We start from the raw sequence: 18,085 nt of genomic DNA on the forward strand, positions 1-18,085 counted from the left end.
CGGGGTTACTGGGTCGCCTTGGCGTACTCGTCGTCGAGGAACTCGGCGAACTGCTGGGCGTTCTTCTTGCCGGTGATCAGGTCCTGCACGCCGAGGGCGGCCTTGTCGGCCAGGCCCGGGGGCAGCGCGCCGTCGCCGGCCTCCTGCGAGAAGGCGTCGAAGATCGAGCCGTCCTGCATGCCCTTCTGGTAGATCGCGACGGTCGCGTTGTAGACCGGGCCCATGTCGGCGGGCGGGGTGTAGCCCTTGATCGCCGGGATCGAGCCGTCGGCCTTCACGAACGCGTCGTTGTTCTCCTTGTCCTCGTCGAACGCCAGCGCCCACTTCTTGGCCAGTTCGACGTTCTTGGCCGTGGCGCTCACCAGGGTGCCGCCGCCGGTGAAGGTCGGGGTGACCGGGGAGCCGTCGTCGGTCGGCCACGGGAAGGCGCCGACCTCGAACGACGGCTTGTTGGCGTCGGCCGAGGTGGCGAACCAGGAGCCCATGGGGTACATGGCGCCCTTGCCGTCGCGGAAGGCCTGCTCGGTGTCGGCGTAGGACCGGCTCAGGCCGGCCGGGTCGATGTACTCGTTCTTCGCCAGGTCCTCGATCTTCTTGGCGGCGGCCACGAAGTCGGGGTCGGTGAACTTGACCTTGCCCTGGGCGCGCTGGAGCAGCCAGTCGGGCGTCTTCTTGTAGACGTCGGTGGCCACGGTGCCGGTCAGCGGGTACATGTCCGCCCACGTGTCGGCGCCGCCGCCGCCCACGATGAACGGGGTGGTGCCGCCGTCCTTCAGCTTCTTGGAGATGTCCAGAAGCTCCTGGTACGTCGTCGGCGTCGCAGTGATGCCCGCTTTGGCGAACATGTCCTTGTTGTAGTAGACAACCGGGATGACCTGCGTGTTGTACGGGAGCTGGTAGACCTTGCCCCCGATGGCCCCCGCCTTGGGCGCGATGAAGTTCGCCAGCTCCGCGTCGGTGAACGGCGCCAGCTTGCCCGCCTGGGCGAACCCGGCGGGGTTGACCGACTGCAGGATGTCGGGCAGGTTGCCCGCCGCGTCGAGCTGCTTGGCGTACGCCGTTCGGTCGATGTTGGGCGTCACCAGCTTCTTGATGGTCACCTCGGGGACCTTCGCCGAGGCCCGCGCGATGGCGGCGTCCCAGAACGCCGCGTCGAGATTGGGCGTCTCGAAGACCAGGAAGCTCAGCTCCACCTTGCCGCCGGCCGACGCGCTCGCGCCGCCCTCCGGCTGGGGGGTCTCGCCCACGCCACAACCGGCCGCCGCCAGCACCGCGGCCAGGCCGAATATCAAAGTTCTGCGCATCAGCACAGCCCTCCTCGTTGCCGATCCGGCTCCCCGAAGCCGATTGAGATAACGTTATCCCGATACCGTAGAGTGTTGCGCGGAGGTTTCAAGAGCGAGGCGGGCAACGAATTGGTCACGGGCCGAATGGCGTCAACGGGCGATCATGCGGATGATAGGCGGATGCAGGAGAAGCCGAGGGCGCGGAAGGGCCGCAGGCCGACGATGGTCGACGTCGCCCGCGAGGCGGGCGTGGCGCTGCGGACGGTCAGCCGGGTCGTCAACGACGACGCGACCGTCGGGGCCGAACTGGTCGAACGGGTCAGGAGCGCCATCGCGGCCCTCGACTACCGCCCCGACGAACGCGCCCGCCACCTGCGCCTGGGCGTGACCGGCACCCTCGGGGCCGCGGTGCGGCAGCTCTCCCACGTCAACCCGGTGCTGCGCGCGGTCGAACGCGCCGCCCGCGCCGCCGGCCTCATGGTGCTCGCCGCCTCCACCGAAGACGACGAGAAGCTCGAACGCCACGTGGTCGAGTCGATGTGCCGCCGCCGCTTCGACGGCATCCTGCTCGAACCGATCGGCGCCGACCACGGCTACCTGGTGCCCGAACTGGCGGCCGGCCTGTCGCTGGTCGCCGTCGACCGCCCGGTGCTGGGCCTGGAGGTCGACTGCGTGTTGTCCGACAACGTCGCCGGCATCGAGACCGCCTTCGCCCACCTGGTCGCCCACGGCCACCGCCGCATCGCCTACATCGGCGACGACGAGCGCATCTACACCGCCCAGGAACGCGCCACCGCCTTCCGCGCCTGCCTGCGCGCCCAGGGAGGCCCGGCCGACGCCATGATCCACACCGGCCCGATAGAGCGTGACCGCATCCACCGCGCCCTCGAGAGCGCCCTGTCGGGCCCCTCCCCCGCGACCGCCGTCATCACCGGGAACGCGACACTCAGCGTCGAGACGGTCCGCTGGTTCCGCGACCACCACGACGACGTGGCGATCGTCGGCTTCGACGACTCCGAACTCGCCACCCTGCTGCGCCCCGACCTGACGGTCGTCGCCCAGGACGACGCGGCCATCGGCGACACCGCCATCACGATGCTCCGCACCCGCATCGCCGAACCCGCGACCCCGGTGCGCAAGGTCACCGTCCCGGTGACACTCCAGGCGCGGGGCTCGGGCGAGACCCCGCCGAAGCGGCCCTGACCCGCAGCGCCGCGACCGCGCAGGCGAGCACGACCAGCAGGCAGCCGTCCACGACCAGGTTGACCGGCGCGGGCACCAGCTCCTGGACGGCGCCGTCGGCGTAGTGGCACTCGTGGCTGAGCGGGAGCCAGGTCCAGCTGGTGGCGGGGAAGCCGAGCGGCCCGCCGGTGCAGTATTCGCCGGTGGGCCGCATCTCCAGGAACGCGCCGGCCCAGACCCCGTAGACCCAGGCCGCGAGGGCGACCGCCGAGGCGAACAGCGCGCCGAGACCATACCTGACCATGCGCCCCATCATGGCCTCGTCAGGGGACCTCCCCTTCCACTTGCGCCAGAAGGGTCGCGGTGAATCCGGCCACGAAGGCGTCGAGCATGGCGGCGGGCAGCGCGAAGGGCGGGATCGTCGGCACCCCTCCGGTCGTCTCGATCAGGTAGGCGCGCCCGAGCGAGGTCACCAGGTCGACCTCGTTGGTGAGGACGCGGCGGGCCAGGGTCGCCACCGTCTGCGGCTCGCCCCGGAACCGGTTGGCGTAGAACTGCCCGAACCGGGTCACGTGGCCGCCGTGCAGGTAGTAGGAGTCGGCCGCCTGCGCGATCGTCTCGCCCGACCGCACCCGCACCGCCAGGTTGTAGGCGTCGGCGTCCTCGACCAGGTCGCGGAGCTTGAAGGTGCCCTCGCCGTCGAGCTTGGCCAGCCGGTCGGCGCAGTAGGCGTACCCCGAGGCGTGGCTCGCGCTGTCGCGCCGCCACTCGCCGTAGAAGGTCATCAGGTCGCCGCCCCAGCCCGCCACGTCGGAGGCGTTCTCCCCGACGACGGGCAGCGGCGGCGGCGCGACGTGCACGGCGTTGCAGGTGGCGGCGAGGTGGGAGACCTTCAGGCCGATGCCGTGGAAGGGATCGGTGAACTCCCTGAGCGGGCCGAGCCCCGCGTCCTTCACGAAGTGCACGAACCCCGCGTCGACCCCGCCGATGAGCTGCCGCCACATGAGGTCGTCGTAGTCCTCGTGCCGGAGGAACTCCAGCACCAGCCGGTTCGGGTCGCCGCCGCCGTAGGCGAGCGCCAGGTCGTGGAGCGCGGCGACGTGGGCGACGAAGTCGGCCGCCGGGCGGACGGGGTTCCCGACGGAGGCGACGCCGGGGTCGGCCGACGCTCTGTGGACGTTCTTGTCGATCTCGATCCGCCCGGCGCCGGCCCCCACCCACCGGGTCTGGATCTGGTTGAACGCCCAGTTCTCCGGCAGCGCGAACCCCATGTTGCCGGAGAAGCCGCTCGACATGCCCGACACGAACGACCAGCGTGCGAACGTCTCCCGGGTCACCCGGGCGCACACGTTCCGCGAACCGTAGACGCCGTGGACGTACCTCTTGCCCTGGCGGGCCAGGCCGCCGACGACGCCCTTGAAGTAGGGGACGACGTTCGACTCGATCTCGGGCTGGGTGGCGTCGAAGTCGACCGCGAAGTAGATGACGGTCCCGGCGTCGAAGCCGTAGCCCACGGCGGCGGCGTGCGCGCCGAGCGCGTCGAGGTACCCCTGGGCGTGGGTGAAGTAGGCGGCGGTCCGGCCGGAGTACTGGGAGATCGGGAAGACCCGCAGGCCGCCGGCGAAGATCGCGGCCAGTTCGCCGGGCTGGATCTGCTTGTGCAGCGGGCTGCTGCTCGGCCGCTCGTCGAGGTAGCGGCCCACGATCCGGTAGCCCGCGTCCCACAACGCCCGCGCCCGCTCGGCCGTCACGGTCGTGACGCAGTCGGCGGCGGTGCCCGGACGGTCGGGGTCGCCGGTCGAGACGAGCAGCTGGCACCAGGTGGCGTAGTCGGCCGTCCCGGTCACGGGGAGTGCGGCGAACTCCTGGAACGCCCGGATGTAGCCGGCCAGCCCGGCGTCGAAGGCGTCGGTGAACTCCGCCTCGCCGTGGCCCGGCGCCCTCCCGTTGAACACGCACGCCGCGCTCAGGAGCCGCACCCAGATCCCGGTGCCGCCGGTCGTGAGCGGGTGGGCGCGCAGCCCGTCGCGGGTGCCGGGGCCGAAGTTCCCCCCGGCCTGCGCATCGGACATGCCCAGCTCGAATTGCACGGCGAGGTAGAGGGCTCGCTGCACGTCGCGCGAGAATATCCCGTCACACGGGATGACGAAGAAATTCGGCCGTTGCGTGTAGCGCGAATTGAGCCACTGCTGCGCCGCCCGGACTTTTCCCATCCCCCCGGCGACGACGACATAGGCGTCCATCGTGAGAATGGCCTTGAACACCTTCGGCCCCACGTCGCCGTCGGACGCGTCGAGCCCCGCGTCGGCCTTGAGCTCGCGCACCGAGGTGTCGGTCGTGGAGTCGAAGACGCCGGGCTGGTCGCCGCCCCAGTAGCCCTTGCAGAACAGGCCGTGCTGGAGGATCTGCACGACGTTCATGCGGGTCGAGCCGGTGCCGACGACCCCGACCGAGGCCAGCGTGCCGGCCCCGAACACGCCGTCGACCTCGGGCAACCCCAGTTCGATCTGCAGCGCGCGGGTCAGGGAGCCCATCGTGGCCCACCCGGTGACGCCGTCCTCCCGGCACCGGACGTACCCTTTCGCGTCGGCGTAGGTGGCGTTGACCCAGCGTTGCGCCGCCAGCACTTTGTGATCCATCGTCCCCCCGTTTCGGCAACAGCCGGCCGGATTGCGATCGTCACCTGTGCATTCGGGCCCCGCAAGGCGATCCCCTGCTTACCCGCGCACGCCGGACCGGCCATTTCGAGAAGCCCGGTCGGGGAAAAGCCTGCCGGGGCGAATTCCGTCTCCTCCGCCCCGGGCAGATTCGTTTTTCCCCGGCCGCTATTCCGCTGGGAGCGTGTCCCGGAGGGCCGCGACGGCCGCGGTCTCCGCGCGGTGGATCTCGGCGAGCCGCTCGCTCAGCGCCGGGAAGAAGTCCGGCTCCGGCGGCGTCGCCTCCGCCTTCAGCGCCCACAGTTCCGCGGCCGCCGCCTCCGCGTCAGCCGCGCCGGCCGAGCCCTCGGCCACCGCCGCGCGGACGGCCGCGGTGAGTTCCCGCACGCGCCGATGCTCCGCCTCCGGCAGGGCCGTCTCGGCGAACGCGTGCCAGAGCCCGTGGATGCGGCGGAACTCGGCCGCCAGGCCGGTCAGGGGCAGGCCGAGCAGGCCGGCCGCCTCCTCCAGTCCGTCGGCGAACAGGTCGCGGTGGTTGCCGCCGTCGGTGCCGACCGGTTCGACGGCCTCCCAGATCGACAACATGGCCCCGGCCAGGCCGCCCCGGCCGTCGGCGAACACCTTCGGCCAGCCCTTCGCCGCCGAGGCGTCGACGACGGTCCGGCTCCACTTGCGCCAGGCCGGCAGCGAGAACGAGTCGGAGGTCCCGCTCAGGTGGGCGGCGCAGTCGCGCAGGCCGGCCAGCACCGCCTCCTCCAGCCGGGGCTGCGCCGGGGTGACGGCGTGCAGCATGTTCTTGTACGACCCCACCCGCGCCCGCGCCGCGTCGAGCCTGGCCCGGTCGACGCGCAGCGGCGCGAGGTTCCGGTCGTCGACCCAGACCCCGTCGCCGTCCTCCCGGTAGACCACGACCGGATGCCCGCCACGACCGTCGAGGACGGCCGGGACGTGCCAGTAGCCGACGTGGAAGAGGTCGGGCAGCACCACGCACGCCCGGCCCGAAGCCAGCTCGGCCGACAACCGGGCCGAGGCGCCCTTGGCCCCGCCGGTCGTGTGCACGTCGAACGGCACCCCGAGGCGGGTCAGCGTGGTGTCCATCCACCGCTGCGGGTACTGCCAGCGGTTGCGGAAGCCCAGCACGACGGTGCACGACTCGTGGGCCTTGAACTCCCACAGGATGTAGCCTGCGCCGAGCCCACCCCCGGCGAGGTAGACGAGCGGCTCGCTGACGGGGAACCCGCCGTTGGTCAGGAGGTTGGCCACCGCCGCCGAGGCGGAGTGGCGGCCGCCGTGGAGAGTCCAGCCGTGGTCGGTCTGCGGCCCGGTCGCGCCCGCGACGTGGAGGCGGGCGGTGGTGTAGCTCTCGCCCGTCTTGGCCATGCGCGCCCGGATGCGCGCCTTCAGCTGCTTCTTGCCGGTCATGACGATCCCAACGCGGCGCGCGCGAACACCCGGTCCACGCCCGCCGTGTTCGCTTCGGCCGCTCGGTGGTCGCCGTGCACGGATCCGCCGCGCTCCAGAGGCGATGAGGTCCCCTTTGCCTCCGCGTGCGGCGGGCCGCGTGGAGACCCGCTGAAGGAGGTTGGGCGGTGGAGCCCGCCACGCCCGAACCTACACCTTCGGGATGTCGACCGCGATCTCGTCGCCGAGCCGGTAGCCCGTCGCCAGGTCGAGCCGGTCGCCGCTCCAGAAGCGGCCCGGGTCGTACCAGTTGGCGGCCTTGCGGTCGGTCAGCAGGCCCATCGCCTCGTAGGTGACCGCCACGACCTCGGCACAGTAGGCGGACTCCAGGGCCATGTCGCGGGAGCGGCGGGAGGGCAGCCGGCCGCGCAGCCAGCGGCCGGCCAGGTGGGCGGTCGAGGGGAACGGGGTGCCGTCGAGGCGGGCGATCGTCTTGAGGACGGCGTCCTCCATCTCGCGGGTCACGTCGGGCTGGAGCTGGCGCAGCCAGCCGCGCTGGCCGTAGCGGTTCGACCAGGTGACCACGGCCTCGCGCAGGTCGTGGAGCTGCACGCCGCGCTGGCGGGTGCCGGTCCACATGTCGGTGAGGGAACGGCCGAGCTCGGCGTGCCACATCAGCGGCGGCAGGTCTTCGATGACGACCGACATGCCCACGTGGTTCACGGGGCTGTTGGTCGTCATCTGGATCGCCCTGTCGGGGACCGAACGGCCGCGGAACACCCAGACGTCACCGGTCCGGGTCTGGGTCAGCGCTTCGTCGAGGGTGATGCCGCTCATATCGGTAACCTAAGCACATGCGCTGGTGGAAAATCCTGGGCCTGGCCGCGTTCGCGGGCGTCGCGGCGACCGGAGTGGTCGCGGTCCGCGCCGAACGGCGGCGCCGGGCCTACACCCCCGAGGAGATCCGCGACCGGCTCCGCGAACGGACGGCCGAGATCTCCTCGCAGGGCTCGGTTCCTAACCCCTGACCGAGCGCGGCGGCACGGTGTTGCCGGTCAGCGCCGCGTCGTCGATCGAGACGGGGCGGTAGGGCAGGCGGGCCAGCCGTTCGCGCATGAACCCGACCGGGTCGGCCAGGGTGTCGGCGCGGGCGCTGACGAACGCCCACTCGTGCTCGTCGGAGCCGTAGTAGACGACGGTCGGGAACGCCGTGGTGAAGCGGTCCCACGAGCGGCGCAGCGTGTCGTTGCGCCACATGGTCATGCAGCCGGCCTGGGTCGACACGACCCCGCCGGGGGCCAGCGCCTTGCGGCACATCGTCAGGAACTCGGCGCCGTAGAGGCGGTCGTGCTGGGCGTCGCCCTCGGGGCTCTCGTCGGGCAGGTCGACGACGATGACGTCGTAGCCGGCGGCCGACTCGAGGAAGGCGTAACCGTCTTCGTAGCGGACCCGGATCGGGCCGGTCCCGCGCTCGGCGGCGGCGAGCTCGGCGACGGTGTAGCCGTAGGGCAGGTGGTCGGCGCAGATCCGGACCGCCCGCCGGTCGATGTCGACGTGGTCGACGACCTGGGCGCCCGCCTCGGCGAGGATCTGGCAGGCCACCCCCTCGCTCGACCCGATGACCAGGCACCGGTCGAGCCGGTCGGCGAGCAGCGCCGGGGGGACGACCAGGGCCTCGTGGTAGACGAGCTGGCTGAACTCGGTCGACTGGCGCTCGCCGCCGCAGAACAGGCTCGCGCCCTGCTCTGTGACGGCGACCAGGACGTCTTGGAACGGGGTCGTCTCCTCGTGGAGCACGGCGTCGACCCGCCACAGGCGGCGCATGCCCCGGGTCGTCGGCTCGTCGATCCACTGGTGCCCGTCGTGTTCGATCACAGGGTCGCCTCCACTCGCTGACCGCCTCTGCCGATGATCCTCGTCGTCACGCGGCCCGGTGTCAGCTCGGCGGCGAGCACGCTCACGGCCTTGCGGGGGTCGGCCCGGTCGCCGCAGGTGAAGACGTCGACGAACGCGGCGCGGTGCTGGGGGTAGGTGTGCAGGGAGGCGTGCGACTCGGCCAGCAGGGTCAGCACGGTGACCCCCTGGGGGACGAACCGGTGGGAGACGACCTCCATGACGGTCGCCCCCGCTTCCTTCATGGCCCTGGGCAGCAGGGTGCGCAGCAGGGACTCGTCGTCGAGGAGCGCCGGGTCGGCGTCCTCGAACTCGACGATGACGTGGATGCCGCTGAACCGGCCGATCTGCGCGGTCATCAGCCCGGCACGCAGAAGGTCGGCAGCGCCGGCAGGCCGTTGACCGCCGCGCAGGAGTAGCTGGAGGTGTACGCCCCGGCGTCCATGATCTCGACGGGGTCGCCGGGGGCGAGCGAGAGCGGCATGCCGTAGTCGGTGTGCTTGTAGAGCACGTCGTCGCCGTCGCTGGTCGGCCCGGCCAGCACGACCGGACCGTCGGGGCCGAACCCGGCGGGGGCGTGGATGCGGTAGGCGATGGTGTCGTTCTCGGTCTCGACCAGGCCGTTGTAGCGGCCGACGTCGAGGAACACCCAGCGGCGCGGGTCGGCGGGCACGCCGCCGCGCACCGCCACGACCTCGGCGCGGATCATGCCCGACGGGCCGACGAGGGATCGGCCCGGCTCGATGACCAGTCGCGGACGGTCGCGGGGTTCGAAGTGGCGGGCGAGCGACAGGTCGACCGCGCGGGCGAACTCCTCGGGGGCGGCCGCCTGCTCGCGGTAGGAGATCGGGAACCCGCCGCCGATGTCGATGACCGGCAGCCGCACGCCCTCGGGTTCGAGCATCTGGGCGATCTTCGCGGCGGCGGCGATGCCGGCGTCCCAGGCGGCCAGGTTGCGCTGCTGGGAGCCGACGTGGAACGTGACACCCTGGGGCCGCAGGCCGCGGTCGGCGGCCTCGGCGAGCATCTCCGGGGCGGCCTCCTCGGGGCAGCCGAACTTGGCCCCGAACGGCATCGCGGCGGCCGGCGGCGTCACCTGGATGCGGCAGAAGACCTTCGAGCCGGGCGCCTCCACGATGATGTTGCGCAGGTCGCCCGGGTTGTCGAAGGCGAAGGTGCGCACTCCGCGCTCGTAGGCGGCGGCCACGTCGGAGCGCTTCTTCACCGGGTTGCTGAACGACAGCCGGGACGCGGGCACCCCGCGCGCCAGGCAGAGCTCGATCTCGGCGAGGCTGGCGACGTCGAAGCCGGCCCCTAACCGGGCGAGGGTGGTGATGACGCCGGGCGCGGCGTTGGCCTTGACCGCGTAGAGGATCTCGGCGCCGATGAACGCGAGGCTCATCGTCCGGTAGGTCGACTCGAGGGTCGGCAGATCGATGAGCAGGCAGGGACTGGGCGTCTCGTGACGGTCGGCGAAGGCGCGCAGCCGCACTGCGGCCCCCTCCATCGCGCCCTCGACACGTCGCGTGAGAGTCAGGTCTGGCACGGCTCCCCCTTACTTTCCGTGGTATATCGCCCACCGAAAGTAGTCACAGAGGAACCCTAATGACCATAACCTGAAGGTGACACGGACCTTACTTAGCGAATTGATAGAGCCCAGCGGTTTTAACTGTGTGACGGGAAGGGCAGAAGAGAAGATTCCCGTCCACCCAAATGCCGAAATTTCACCAATCGTGGCACGTTGTTCTCGGGGCGTAACTACAGGTCCAAAACGACGTCCTCCCGGACCGGCACCGAGCAGCAGATGAGCGCGTCGCCGGCGGCGGGCGGCTCCAGCGGCTCGGTCCGGTAGCGGACGTCGCCGGCCAGCAGCCCGGTCACGCACGTGTGGCACACCCCCGTCCGGCACGACCACCGCACCGGCACGTCGCACGCCTCGGCGAGTTCGAGGAGACTGCCGTACTCCTCGCCCCACCGGACGGTCAGCCCGCTGCGCGCGAAGGTGACCTCCGGGCCGGTCCCCTGGGAAGCCGGCGGATGCGGCCGGACGTGCCGCGCGTCCACCACACCGGGGTTGACAGCGGCCAGCGTGCCGAACAGTTCGGTGTGCACCCGCCCGGCCGGGAGCCCCGCGCCGGCCAGCGCGTCGGACATGGCGCTCATGAAGCCGGCGGGCCCGCATATATAGGCGTCGGTATCGGGCGGGAGACCGAGTCGGGCCAGGCCGGCGGCGGTCGGGCGGCCGATCTCGGCGTGCGGCGGCAGCGGCTGCCCCGCTTCGTGGGCGGTCAGGAACACCTTCTCCCGGGCTCCGGGGATGCGGTCGAGCAGCGCGCGGACCTCGTCGGCGAAGACCTGCGTCCTGACAGTACGTGTAACGTGCAGCCACCAGACGCCCCGCTGCGCGCCCGTCTCGGCCAGCGCGTGGAGCATCGCCAGCACCGGCGTGATGCCGATCCCGGCCGAGATCAACGCGACCGGCGAGGAGGCGTCGGCCATCGTGAAGTCGCCCCGGGGCGCGGCCGCCTCCAGGGTGTCCCCCTCGGCGACCCGGGCGTGCAGCCATCCGCTGACCTCGCCGCCCGGTTCGTGCTTGACGGTGATGCGGTAGCCCGACGACCCCAGTGACAACGAGTAGCTGCGCACCGACCCGTCGGGCACCCGTACCGTCAGGTACTGGCCGGGCAGCGCCACGGGCAGGGCCGAGCCGTCGGCGGGCGCGAGATAGAAGGAGACGGTGTCCTCACTCTCGCGCCGCACCTGCGTCACGGCGAGCGGCCGGAACCCCGGCCACGCGGGCCGCGCGGGGGGCTCGGCGGCGAGCAGATCGCGGAACGACCCCTGCCAGCCGGGGCTCAGCGCCGGGTTGCCCAGCGCGGCGCGCAGCCGGGCGGGGTCGCGCGGGCCGGGCAGATAGAGCAGCGCGTCGGCCTCGGTGACCGAGACCTCCCCCGCGCCGATCGACAGCCGCTCGATGTCGTCTCCGGCCGCCACGACGCCCTCGGTGATCACCCGCAGGTAGAACCCGGGCCGCCGGTGCCCGACGAGGAGTGAGGCCATCTCCGGGACGCCCAGCCGCAGGCCCACCCGGAAACAGGTGACGCGGGGCTGGGTGACCTCGAAGACGGCGGTGCCGATCCGGTACCGGTCGCCGATGCAGACCTCGTCGTCGGGCAGCCCGTCGACGGTGAAGTTCTCGCCGAACTGCCCGTGGACGAAGTCGTCGCGGCCGAGGTGGCGGCTCCAGTGGGCGTAGGAGTCGATCTGGTAGACGAGCACGGCGCGCATCTCGCCGCCGTGCCCGGCCAGGTCGCCCTGCCCGTCGCCGTCGATGTTGAGCCGCCGCACCTGCCGCGGCCCCTCCACACTGCTCTTCCAGATGCCCGTGTGGACGGTGCGGCCCTCCCAGGGCACGTCCTTGGGCAGGCCCACGTTGACCGACAGCAGCTTTCCGACGATCTCCCCCATACGGGGACATCTACCCAGCTCAGCGCACGCGGCCCCGCGGCTTCAGCCGGAGCGAGGGCAGCTCGGGGGCGCGGAGGGGGTCGCCGTCGTAGCCGGGCACCGGGCCGAGCGCGCCCTCGCCCCAGGAGCGGCGGAACTCGACGATCTCGTCGTGGGAGCGGCCGACGAAGTTCCACCACATGACGATCCGCTCCTCGAAGGGCTCGCCGCCGAGCAGCAGCAGCCGGGCGTCGCCGCCCAGCTCCACCGACGAACGCCCCGCGCCCAGGTAGAGCAGCGGTCCGGGCTCCAGCGTGGTCCCGGCGACCTCGGCGGTGCCCGACAACACCAGAGCGGCGTACTCCCAGGCGGGCTTCAGCGGCAGCCGCGCGGGCGCGGACACCCGGATCTCGGCCCCGGCGATGGGCGTGTGGGCGGTGGCGGGCGAGGTCAGCCCGGCCACCTCGCCCAGCAGCACGGTCACCGAGCAGCCGGGCTCGGTCAGCTCGGGCAGGTCGGGGTGGTGCTCGAAGGCGGGGGCGGTGTGCCGGGCGCTCTCGGGCAGCGCGACCCACAGTTGCGCGCCGTGCAGCCGACCGAAGGCCGACTCCTCCGAGTGGGCGATGCCGCGCCCGGCGGTCATCAGGTTGAGCTGCCCCGGCTTGATCACCTGCTCGCTGCCGAGCGTGTCGCGGTGCAGCACCTCGCCCTCGACGAGCCAACTGACCGTCTGCAGCCCCGTGTGGGGGTGCGGCGGCACCGTCATCGCGGCCGGTTCGGGCCCGTAGGCGTCGGCGAAGCACCACGCCCCGACCATCCGGCGGCCGGCGGTGGGCAGCGTGCGGGTCACCGTCATCCCGCGCGTGCCGCCCAGCACGACGTCGCGGCCGGGCAGCAGTTCGGGTTCCCCCGCGCCCTCGCCGCCGCAGACGGCCTCCCGGGGGTCGCTCTCGAGGTTGCTCATAACCCGGAATCTATGCCGAAGGCCCCGTTCGCGACGAACGGGGCCTTCGAGAGGACGATCAGCCGGCGTGAGCGCCGTTCACCGACAACACGCGCTCGGCCGGGATGGCCGGGAACTGGCCGGTGTCGACGATGCCGTGCTCCAGGTAGGCCGCCTCGATCAGCGCGTGGGCCTTGGCCTCGAGCTTCCAGAGGGAGCGGAACTCCTTGGCCATGTCGAGCGGGACGCCGGTCTCGCGGGCGATGTCGGCCGCGCGCGGCACGAAGCGCTCCTCGATGGCCTGGTCCCAGTAGGCGCGGGCGGCCTTGATCCACGACGAGCGCTGCATGATGTCGACCGGCGAGGCGGCGGGCTGGCGGCGCAGCTCGTCTTCCTCGTCGGCGGGGGCCATCAGGGCGCGCATCGCGATGCCGGGCTGCTCGGGCTCGGGCTCCCACGGCACCGGCGGGTGGAGGTCGAGCAGGGCGCTGGTGTTGAACAGCGCGCCGATCTGCGACAGCAGCGCCTCCTGGCGCTCGGCGTCGTTGGCCAGGCCGGTGTGCTCGACGGCCTGGTCCATGGCGCGGTCGAGGCGGGCCAGCGCGGCGCGCATGCGGCGGTCGGAGGCGCCGGTCTCGCGCAGGTGGCGGGCGCGCTTGGCGGCCAGGGCGACGCGGGTGAGGCGGCGGTGGGCGTCGACGTCGCTGGCGGTGCGGTCGCTCGACTCGGCCAGGCCGAGGCGGACCATCGCGCGCTCGGGCGTGAGCCGCCAGTGGATGCGGTGGCGGCCGGTGAGCTTGACCCGCTCGATGGCCATGCCGCGCTCCCAGAGCCAGGCGGCGACCAGCGGGGCGGCGAGGCGGAAGATCGCCTCGGCGACGCTGGCGGCGTCCATGGCCGACAACACGGCCGACAGGCCGGTGAGCACCCACACGGCCAGGCCGTCGATGCCGGCGGAGTAGTTCTCGCGCATGTTCCGGCGGGCGCGCACGGCCGAGGTGATGACCGCGACCTCGATGAACGCGAAGAGCAGCAGCCGCAGCGGGCCGTCGAAGCCGAGGACGTCACCGGCGAACTGCCACATGCCCTGGGCGGACACACCGGTCGCGATGCTGGCCGCGACGATGGTCAGGATGTCTTCGGTGGGCCGCGGGGCGATGTACTTGGTGAAGACGCGGCCGGCTCCGCGCCAGACGGCGCGCAGGACATAGAGCAGGATGACGAGCGCCACCAGGGCGAAGACGGCGATGATCGCCGCGCCGACCGGGTTCGCGGAGACCCAGGCGGAAATCTCTTCGAATTCAGGCATACGAACCATCAATCTCGACGTCCGACGGTATAACGACGCGATCATTCCAGAATGTCGCGTGCCACGCGCACGAAACCCCTGTGACAGCGGGGAAATCGGTGATTCCAGCCTCCTGTGGCGGGGAGGCTTATCGGGTACCGAACCGGCCCGAATCGTTGTTAGATGGCCCTCGGCGGAGGAGGACACCATGGACGTCGCCGACCTCGTCAAAGGGGCCGCCGGTGGAGACGAGGCCTCTTGGAACGCTCTCGTGGCCCGGTTCACCGGGCTGCTGTGGGCGGTGACCGCCGGGTTCGGGCTCGGCGACGACGACCGGCGCGACGTCGTCCAGGAGGCGTGGTTGCGCCTGGCCGAGCGGCTCGACCGCATCGAGCAGCCCGACAAGGTCGGCGGCTGGCTGGCCACGACCGCGCGGCGCGAGGCGCTGCGGCTGGCGAAGGCGGCCGGCCGGGTGACCCCGGCGGGCGAGGGCTTCCTCGCCGACGTGCGCTCCCCCGACCGCACCCCCGAGCAGGTGCTCCTCGACGCCGAGCAGGCGGCCATCGACGCCGCGCGGGCGACCCGGCTGCTGGCGGCGTTCGAGCAGCTCGGGCAGCGCTGCCGCGACCTGCTGCGGATCCTGTCGGCGACGCCGCCGCCCAGCTACCTGGAGATCGCGGCCACCCTCGACATGCCGGTCGGCAGCATCGGGCCGACCCGCGCCCGCTGCCTGAAGTCGCTGCGCGCGAAAGTCGGCGGCCCCGACTAGGTATCAGGACCGGGTGGTCCCCCTCCTACCTTCCGTGACAATCGTGTCTGAGCTGAGGGCCGCCTTCGTCGGACGTGACCGCGAACGGGCCGTCCTGGAGGCGTGCGCCGCCCGCGCCCGATCGGGCCGCCCAGCGGTGGTGCTGGTCGACGGCCCGCCGGGCGTGGGCAAGACCGCGCTGGTCCGGAGCGCGCTGGAGGGCTTCCGGGTGCTCGCCGCGAGCGGCGATCCCCTCGAAAGCTCCTTCGGTTACGGCTTCGCCCAGCAGTGGCTCCACGACGCCTGCGGCGACCCGGCAGAGGTCGGAGCACGTCTGCTGGGCGTGCTCACGACGGCGGCGGAGCCGGTGGCCCTGGTGGCCGACGACGCCCAGTGGGCCGACCTCCCCTCGGTGCGGGCGCTGGCGTTCGCGCTGCGCCGCCTGCGCACCGGGAGCGTGCTGGTCGTCGTGGTCACCCGCGACGAGCCGCCGGGCGAGCTGCGCCGGCCGCTCCAGGACGCGACCCGGATCTCGCTGACCGGCCTGAGCGTGGCCGAGCTGGGGGAACTCGCGGCGCTGGTGTGCCCCGCCCCTCTCGGGTCCGCGGCGCTGGCCCGGTTGCGGGCGCACACGGGCGGTTCCCCGCTGCACGCCGAGACGCTGCTCCGGCAGACGCCGCCCGAGGTGCTGGCCGACCCCATGGGGCGGCTGCCCGCGCCCCGGGGGTACGCGATGGACGTACAGGATCGGCTGGCACGGCTCGACGAGAAGACCCGCGCGCTGGTGCGGGCGGCGAGCGTGCTCGGCGAGGAGGGCCCGCTCTGGCAGGCCGAGCGGCTCGCGGGCACCCCCGACGCGATCCTGCTGCTCGACGAGGCGGTCAGCGCCGGGCTGCTGGTGCACCGGCTCGGCGGGGAGCTGCTGGTGGGCTTCCCCGACCCGCTGACCAGGGCGGCGGTCTACGAGGGGCTGCGGCCGTGCGAGCGGGCCCGGCTGCACCTGGACGCCGCCGCGATCTGCCCCGACCCGGTCGACCGGCTGCGCCACCGGATCAGCGCGGTCTCCCGGGCCGACGACGCGTTCGCGCGGGAGGTGGCCGCCTTCGCACGGGAGCAGGGGGCGGCCGGGAACTGGGACGCGGCCGCCGACCACCTGGAGCGCGCGGCCCGGCTGACGGCCCCGGCCCGCGACCGGGGGGTGCTGCGGGCCGAGGCGGTGCACGCGCTGGTGCTCGACGGCCAGGTGGCGCGGGCCGCCGAGGCGGCGCGGGAGCCCAACGCCCATCCCGGCGCGCGGGCGTTCGCGGCGGGCGTCGTCGAGGAGGCGTCCGGCGACGGCGCGCGGGCCCGGCTGCTGCTCGAACTCGCCTGGCGTGACCGGGAACCCGCCTTCGCGGGCGCGGCGGCGACGGCGCTGGCCCGCCTCTGCCTGGCCGACGGCCTGCTCGCCGAGGGAGGCCGGTGGGCGTCCCGGGCGGCGGGACCGGGGGCGGGTTTCGTCCGGCTGGTGGCCCAGTTCGCCGCCGGGCACCCGGAGGAGGCGCTGGACCTGCGGCTGCCCGATCCGGCGGTGGCCTCCCCCGAGGAGCTCGACCTGCTGACCGGCCGCGCGGCGGTGCGGCTCTGGACGGGCGACGCGGCCGGGGCCCTGGCCGACCTGCGGGGCGTGCCCGGGGAGGTGGCCGGGGCGCTGCGGTGTCTCGCCGAGGTGCGCACGGGGGCCTGGGACGACGCCCTCTCCCGTCCGTCGGGCACCTGGACGGCGCCCTTCACGGTCGCGGCGCAGGCGACGGTCCACGCGGCCCGGGGTGATCTGCGCACCGCGCGGGCGCTGCTGTCGGGATGGGGCCCGATGAGCGGCCTGGCGCGGACGTTCCTCGCGGCGGCGGCGGCCTTCGCCGACCAGGTCGAGGGCGGCGTGGAGTGTCCCGGCGCGGCGCCCTGCCCGATTCCGCCGGGACTGCTGCCGGTGGAGGGCGTCTGGATCGGCGGGCCCCGGGCCGGGGCCGGGCTGGCGGCCGCGCGCGGGGAGGGCGCGGCGGCGACGGCGCTGTTCGAGGAGGCGGTGCGGGCGGCCGATCCGTTCGAGCGGGCGCGGGCCGAGTTCGCCTACGGCTCGTTCCTGCGCAGGTCGGGGCGGCGCACGGAGGCGGCGCGGCGGTTGCGGGCCGCCTGCGACGGGTTCCGGGCCCTCGGCGCTACGCCGTTCCTGGAACGGTCCAATCGGCAGCTGGCCGCGTGCGGGCGGTCGAACGACGCGCTGACGGCCCAGGAGAGCACGGTCGCCGGGCTGGTGGTGGCGGGGCTGACCAACAAGGAGATCGCCCGGCGGCTGACGCTCAGCGTGAAGACGGTCGAGTATCACCTGTCGAACGTGTTCGCGAAGCTGGGGGTGTCCTCCCGGACCGCTCTGGTGGCGCTGCTGGTGCGGGGTCAGCCCCGGCGGGCGTAGAAGCGGCCGTCGTGGCGGTCGATGCGCAGGGGGCGGCCGAAGCACGCCGACAGGTGCTCGCCCGTCAGGACCTCCTCGACCGGGCCGCCGGCCAGCACCCGGGCGTCGCGCATCAGCAGCGCGTGGGTGGTGGTCGCCGGGACCTCCTCCAGGTGGTGGGTGACCAGCACGGTCGCCAGGCCGGGGCGGGCGGCGAGCTCCTCCAGCGCCTCGATCAGGTCTTCGCGGGCCGGCAGGTCGAGACCGGCGAACGGCTCGTCGAGCAGCAGGATCTCCGGGTCGGCCATGAGGGCGCGGGCCACCCGGACGCGGGCCCGCTCGCCCTGGGAGCAGACGACGAAGAGGCGGTCGGCCAGGTCCTTGCAGCCCAGGTCGGTCAGCAGGGTCTCGGCCTTGGCGTGCTCGGCCGGGCCGTACTGGTCCCAGAGGGGGGCGCTGGTGCCGGTGTGGCCGGTCAGCACGACCGTCTTGGCGGTCGCGCCCTCCTCCTCCAGCAGCGACTCGTCGACGAGCCGCTGGCTGGCCGCCACCAGGCCGATGTGGCGGCGCAGCTCCCGCAGGTCGACCTTGCCGAGCTGCTTGCCGAGCACGCGGGCGGTGCCGGAGGTGGGGTGGCGCACCGTCGCGGCGACCGACAACATCGTGGTCTTGCCGGCGCCGTTGGGGCCGAGCACCACCCAGTGCTCGCCCTTCCGGACGGTGAGGTCCACGTCGGAGACCAGCGCGCGGCCGACGGCGCGGACGCTCACCCCGTGGAGTTCAAGCGCGGAATCGTTCATCCGCACAGC

16 protein-coding genes are annotated in these 18,085 nt (G+C 73.0%); 4 read left to right on the forward strand and 12 right to left on the reverse strand.

Going from position 1 to position 18,085, the window contains the following annotated elements; translation table 11 throughout:
• Nucleotides 1-5 precede the first annotated feature (5 nt).
• Nucleotides 6-1,304: an ABC transporter substrate-binding protein gene (locus AW274_RS00435; RefSeq protein WP_062430051.1), complete on the reverse strand. Its 1,299-nt coding sequence runs from the start codon at nucleotides 1,302-1,304 to the stop codon at nucleotides 6-8.
• A gap of 162 nt (nucleotides 1,305-1,466) precedes the next feature.
• Here AW274_RS00435 and AW274_RS00440 point away from each other — a divergent pair, with 162 nt between their 5' ends.
• On the forward strand, nucleotides 1,467-2,489 hold the full coding sequence (locus AW274_RS00440) for a LacI family DNA-binding transcriptional regulator (protein WP_063813043.1): 1,023 nt from the start codon (nucleotides 1,467-1,469) through the stop codon (nucleotides 2,487-2,489).
• On the opposite strand, the gene AW274_RS00445 is transcribed toward AW274_RS00440, so the two are convergent.
• The 4 genes from AW274_RS00445 to AW274_RS00460 form a co-directional block, all read right to left on the reverse strand.
• Nucleotides 2,428-2,772 (reverse strand): hypothetical protein, encoded by a 345-nt coding sequence (locus tag AW274_RS00445; protein ID WP_062428267.1) that lies wholly within the window; start codon nucleotides 2,770-2,772, stop codon nucleotides 2,428-2,430. The genes AW274_RS00440 and AW274_RS00445 overlap by 62 nt on opposite strands.
• A gap of 19 nt (nucleotides 2,773-2,791) precedes the next feature.
• Nucleotides 2,792-5,107 (reverse strand): glycoside hydrolase domain-containing protein, encoded by a 2,316-nt coding sequence (locus AW274_RS00450; protein ID WP_062428268.1) that lies wholly within the window; start codon nucleotides 5,105-5,107, stop codon nucleotides 2,792-2,794.
• A 186-nt stretch (nucleotides 5,108-5,293) separates the two neighbouring features.
• Nucleotides 5,294-6,547 carry a BtrH N-terminal domain-containing protein gene (locus AW274_RS00455; protein ID WP_062428269.1) on the reverse strand — a complete coding sequence of 418 codons (1,254 nt, stop codon included), beginning with the start codon at nucleotides 6,545-6,547 and terminating at the stop codon, nucleotides 5,294-5,296.
• Between the two features lie 189 nt (nucleotides 6,548-6,736).
• The gene (locus AW274_RS00460) at nucleotides 6,737-7,363 is read right to left on the reverse strand and encodes a hypothetical protein (protein ID WP_062428270.1); all 627 of its coding nucleotides are present in this window, start codon (nucleotides 7,361-7,363) and stop codon (nucleotides 6,737-6,739) included.
• A 17-nt stretch (nucleotides 7,364-7,380) separates the two neighbouring features.
• Between AW274_RS00460 and AW274_RS40955 the strand changes: the two genes are divergently transcribed.
• Nucleotides 7,381-7,554 carry a hypothetical protein gene (locus AW274_RS40955; protein ID WP_198168956.1) on the forward strand — a complete coding sequence of 58 codons (174 nt, stop codon included), beginning with the start codon at nucleotides 7,381-7,383 and terminating at the stop codon, nucleotides 7,552-7,554.
• Here the strand turns inward: AW274_RS40955 and AW274_RS00465 are convergent.
• From AW274_RS00465 to AW274_RS00490, 6 genes are all read right to left on the reverse strand, one after another.
• Nucleotides 7,544-8,401: a spermine/spermidine synthase domain-containing protein gene (locus tag AW274_RS00465; RefSeq protein ID WP_232319917.1), complete on the reverse strand. Its 858-nt coding sequence runs from the start codon at nucleotides 8,399-8,401 to the stop codon at nucleotides 7,544-7,546. The genes AW274_RS40955 and AW274_RS00465 overlap by 11 nt on opposite strands.
• Nucleotides 8,398-8,778 (reverse strand): adenosylmethionine decarboxylase, encoded by a 381-nt coding sequence (gene speD, locus AW274_RS00470; RefSeq protein WP_062428271.1) that lies wholly within the window; start codon nucleotides 8,776-8,778, stop codon nucleotides 8,398-8,400. The genes AW274_RS00465 and speD overlap by 4 nt, the downstream gene beginning before the upstream one ends.
• Nucleotides 8,778-9,965 carry a type III PLP-dependent enzyme gene (locus tag AW274_RS00475; protein ID WP_198168957.1) on the reverse strand — a complete coding sequence of 396 codons (1,188 nt, stop codon included), beginning with the start codon at nucleotides 9,963-9,965 and terminating at the stop codon, nucleotides 8,778-8,780. The genes speD and AW274_RS00475 overlap by 1 nt, the downstream gene beginning before the upstream one ends.
• A gap of 212 nt (nucleotides 9,966-10,177) precedes the next feature.
• Nucleotides 10,178-11,887 (reverse strand): MOSC and FAD-binding oxidoreductase domain-containing protein, encoded by a 1,710-nt coding sequence (locus AW274_RS00480; protein ID WP_062428273.1) that lies wholly within the window; start codon nucleotides 11,885-11,887, stop codon nucleotides 10,178-10,180.
• A 19-nt stretch (nucleotides 11,888-11,906) separates the two neighbouring features.
• Entirely contained in the window at nucleotides 11,907-12,830 is a 924-nt protein-coding gene (locus AW274_RS00485; protein WP_062428274.1) for a pirin family protein, read from the reverse strand.
• Nucleotides 12,831-12,888: 58 nt separating this feature from the next.
• Entirely contained in the window at nucleotides 12,889-14,118 is a 1,230-nt protein-coding gene (locus AW274_RS00490) for a hypothetical protein (RefSeq protein ID WP_062428275.1), read from the reverse strand.
• A gap of 187 nt (nucleotides 14,119-14,305) precedes the next feature.
• Here AW274_RS00490 and AW274_RS00495 point away from each other — a divergent pair, with 187 nt between their 5' ends.
• Nucleotides 14,306-14,866, forward strand: a complete 561-nt coding sequence (locus AW274_RS00495; RefSeq protein ID WP_062428276.1) for an RNA polymerase sigma factor — start codon at nucleotides 14,306-14,308, stop codon at nucleotides 14,864-14,866.
• A gap of 43 nt (nucleotides 14,867-14,909) precedes the next feature.
• A complete protein-coding gene (locus AW274_RS00500; protein ID WP_062428277.1) occupies nucleotides 14,910-17,297 on the forward strand; it encodes a LuxR C-terminal-related transcriptional regulator in 2,388 nt (795 codons plus the stop codon).
• Here AW274_RS00500 and AW274_RS00505 read toward each other — a convergent pair.
• A complete protein-coding gene (locus tag AW274_RS00505) occupies nucleotides 17,279-18,076 on the reverse strand; it encodes an ABC transporter ATP-binding protein (protein WP_062428278.1) in 798 nt (265 codons plus the stop codon). The genes AW274_RS00500 and AW274_RS00505 overlap by 19 nt on opposite strands.
• Nucleotides 18,077-18,085 lie beyond the last annotated feature (9 nt).

Origin of the sequence: Herbidospora daliensis (assembly GCF_001570585.1) — a bacterium.
Lineage (GTDB): Bacteria > Actinomycetota > Actinomycetes > Streptosporangiales > Streptosporangiaceae > Herbidospora > Herbidospora daliensis.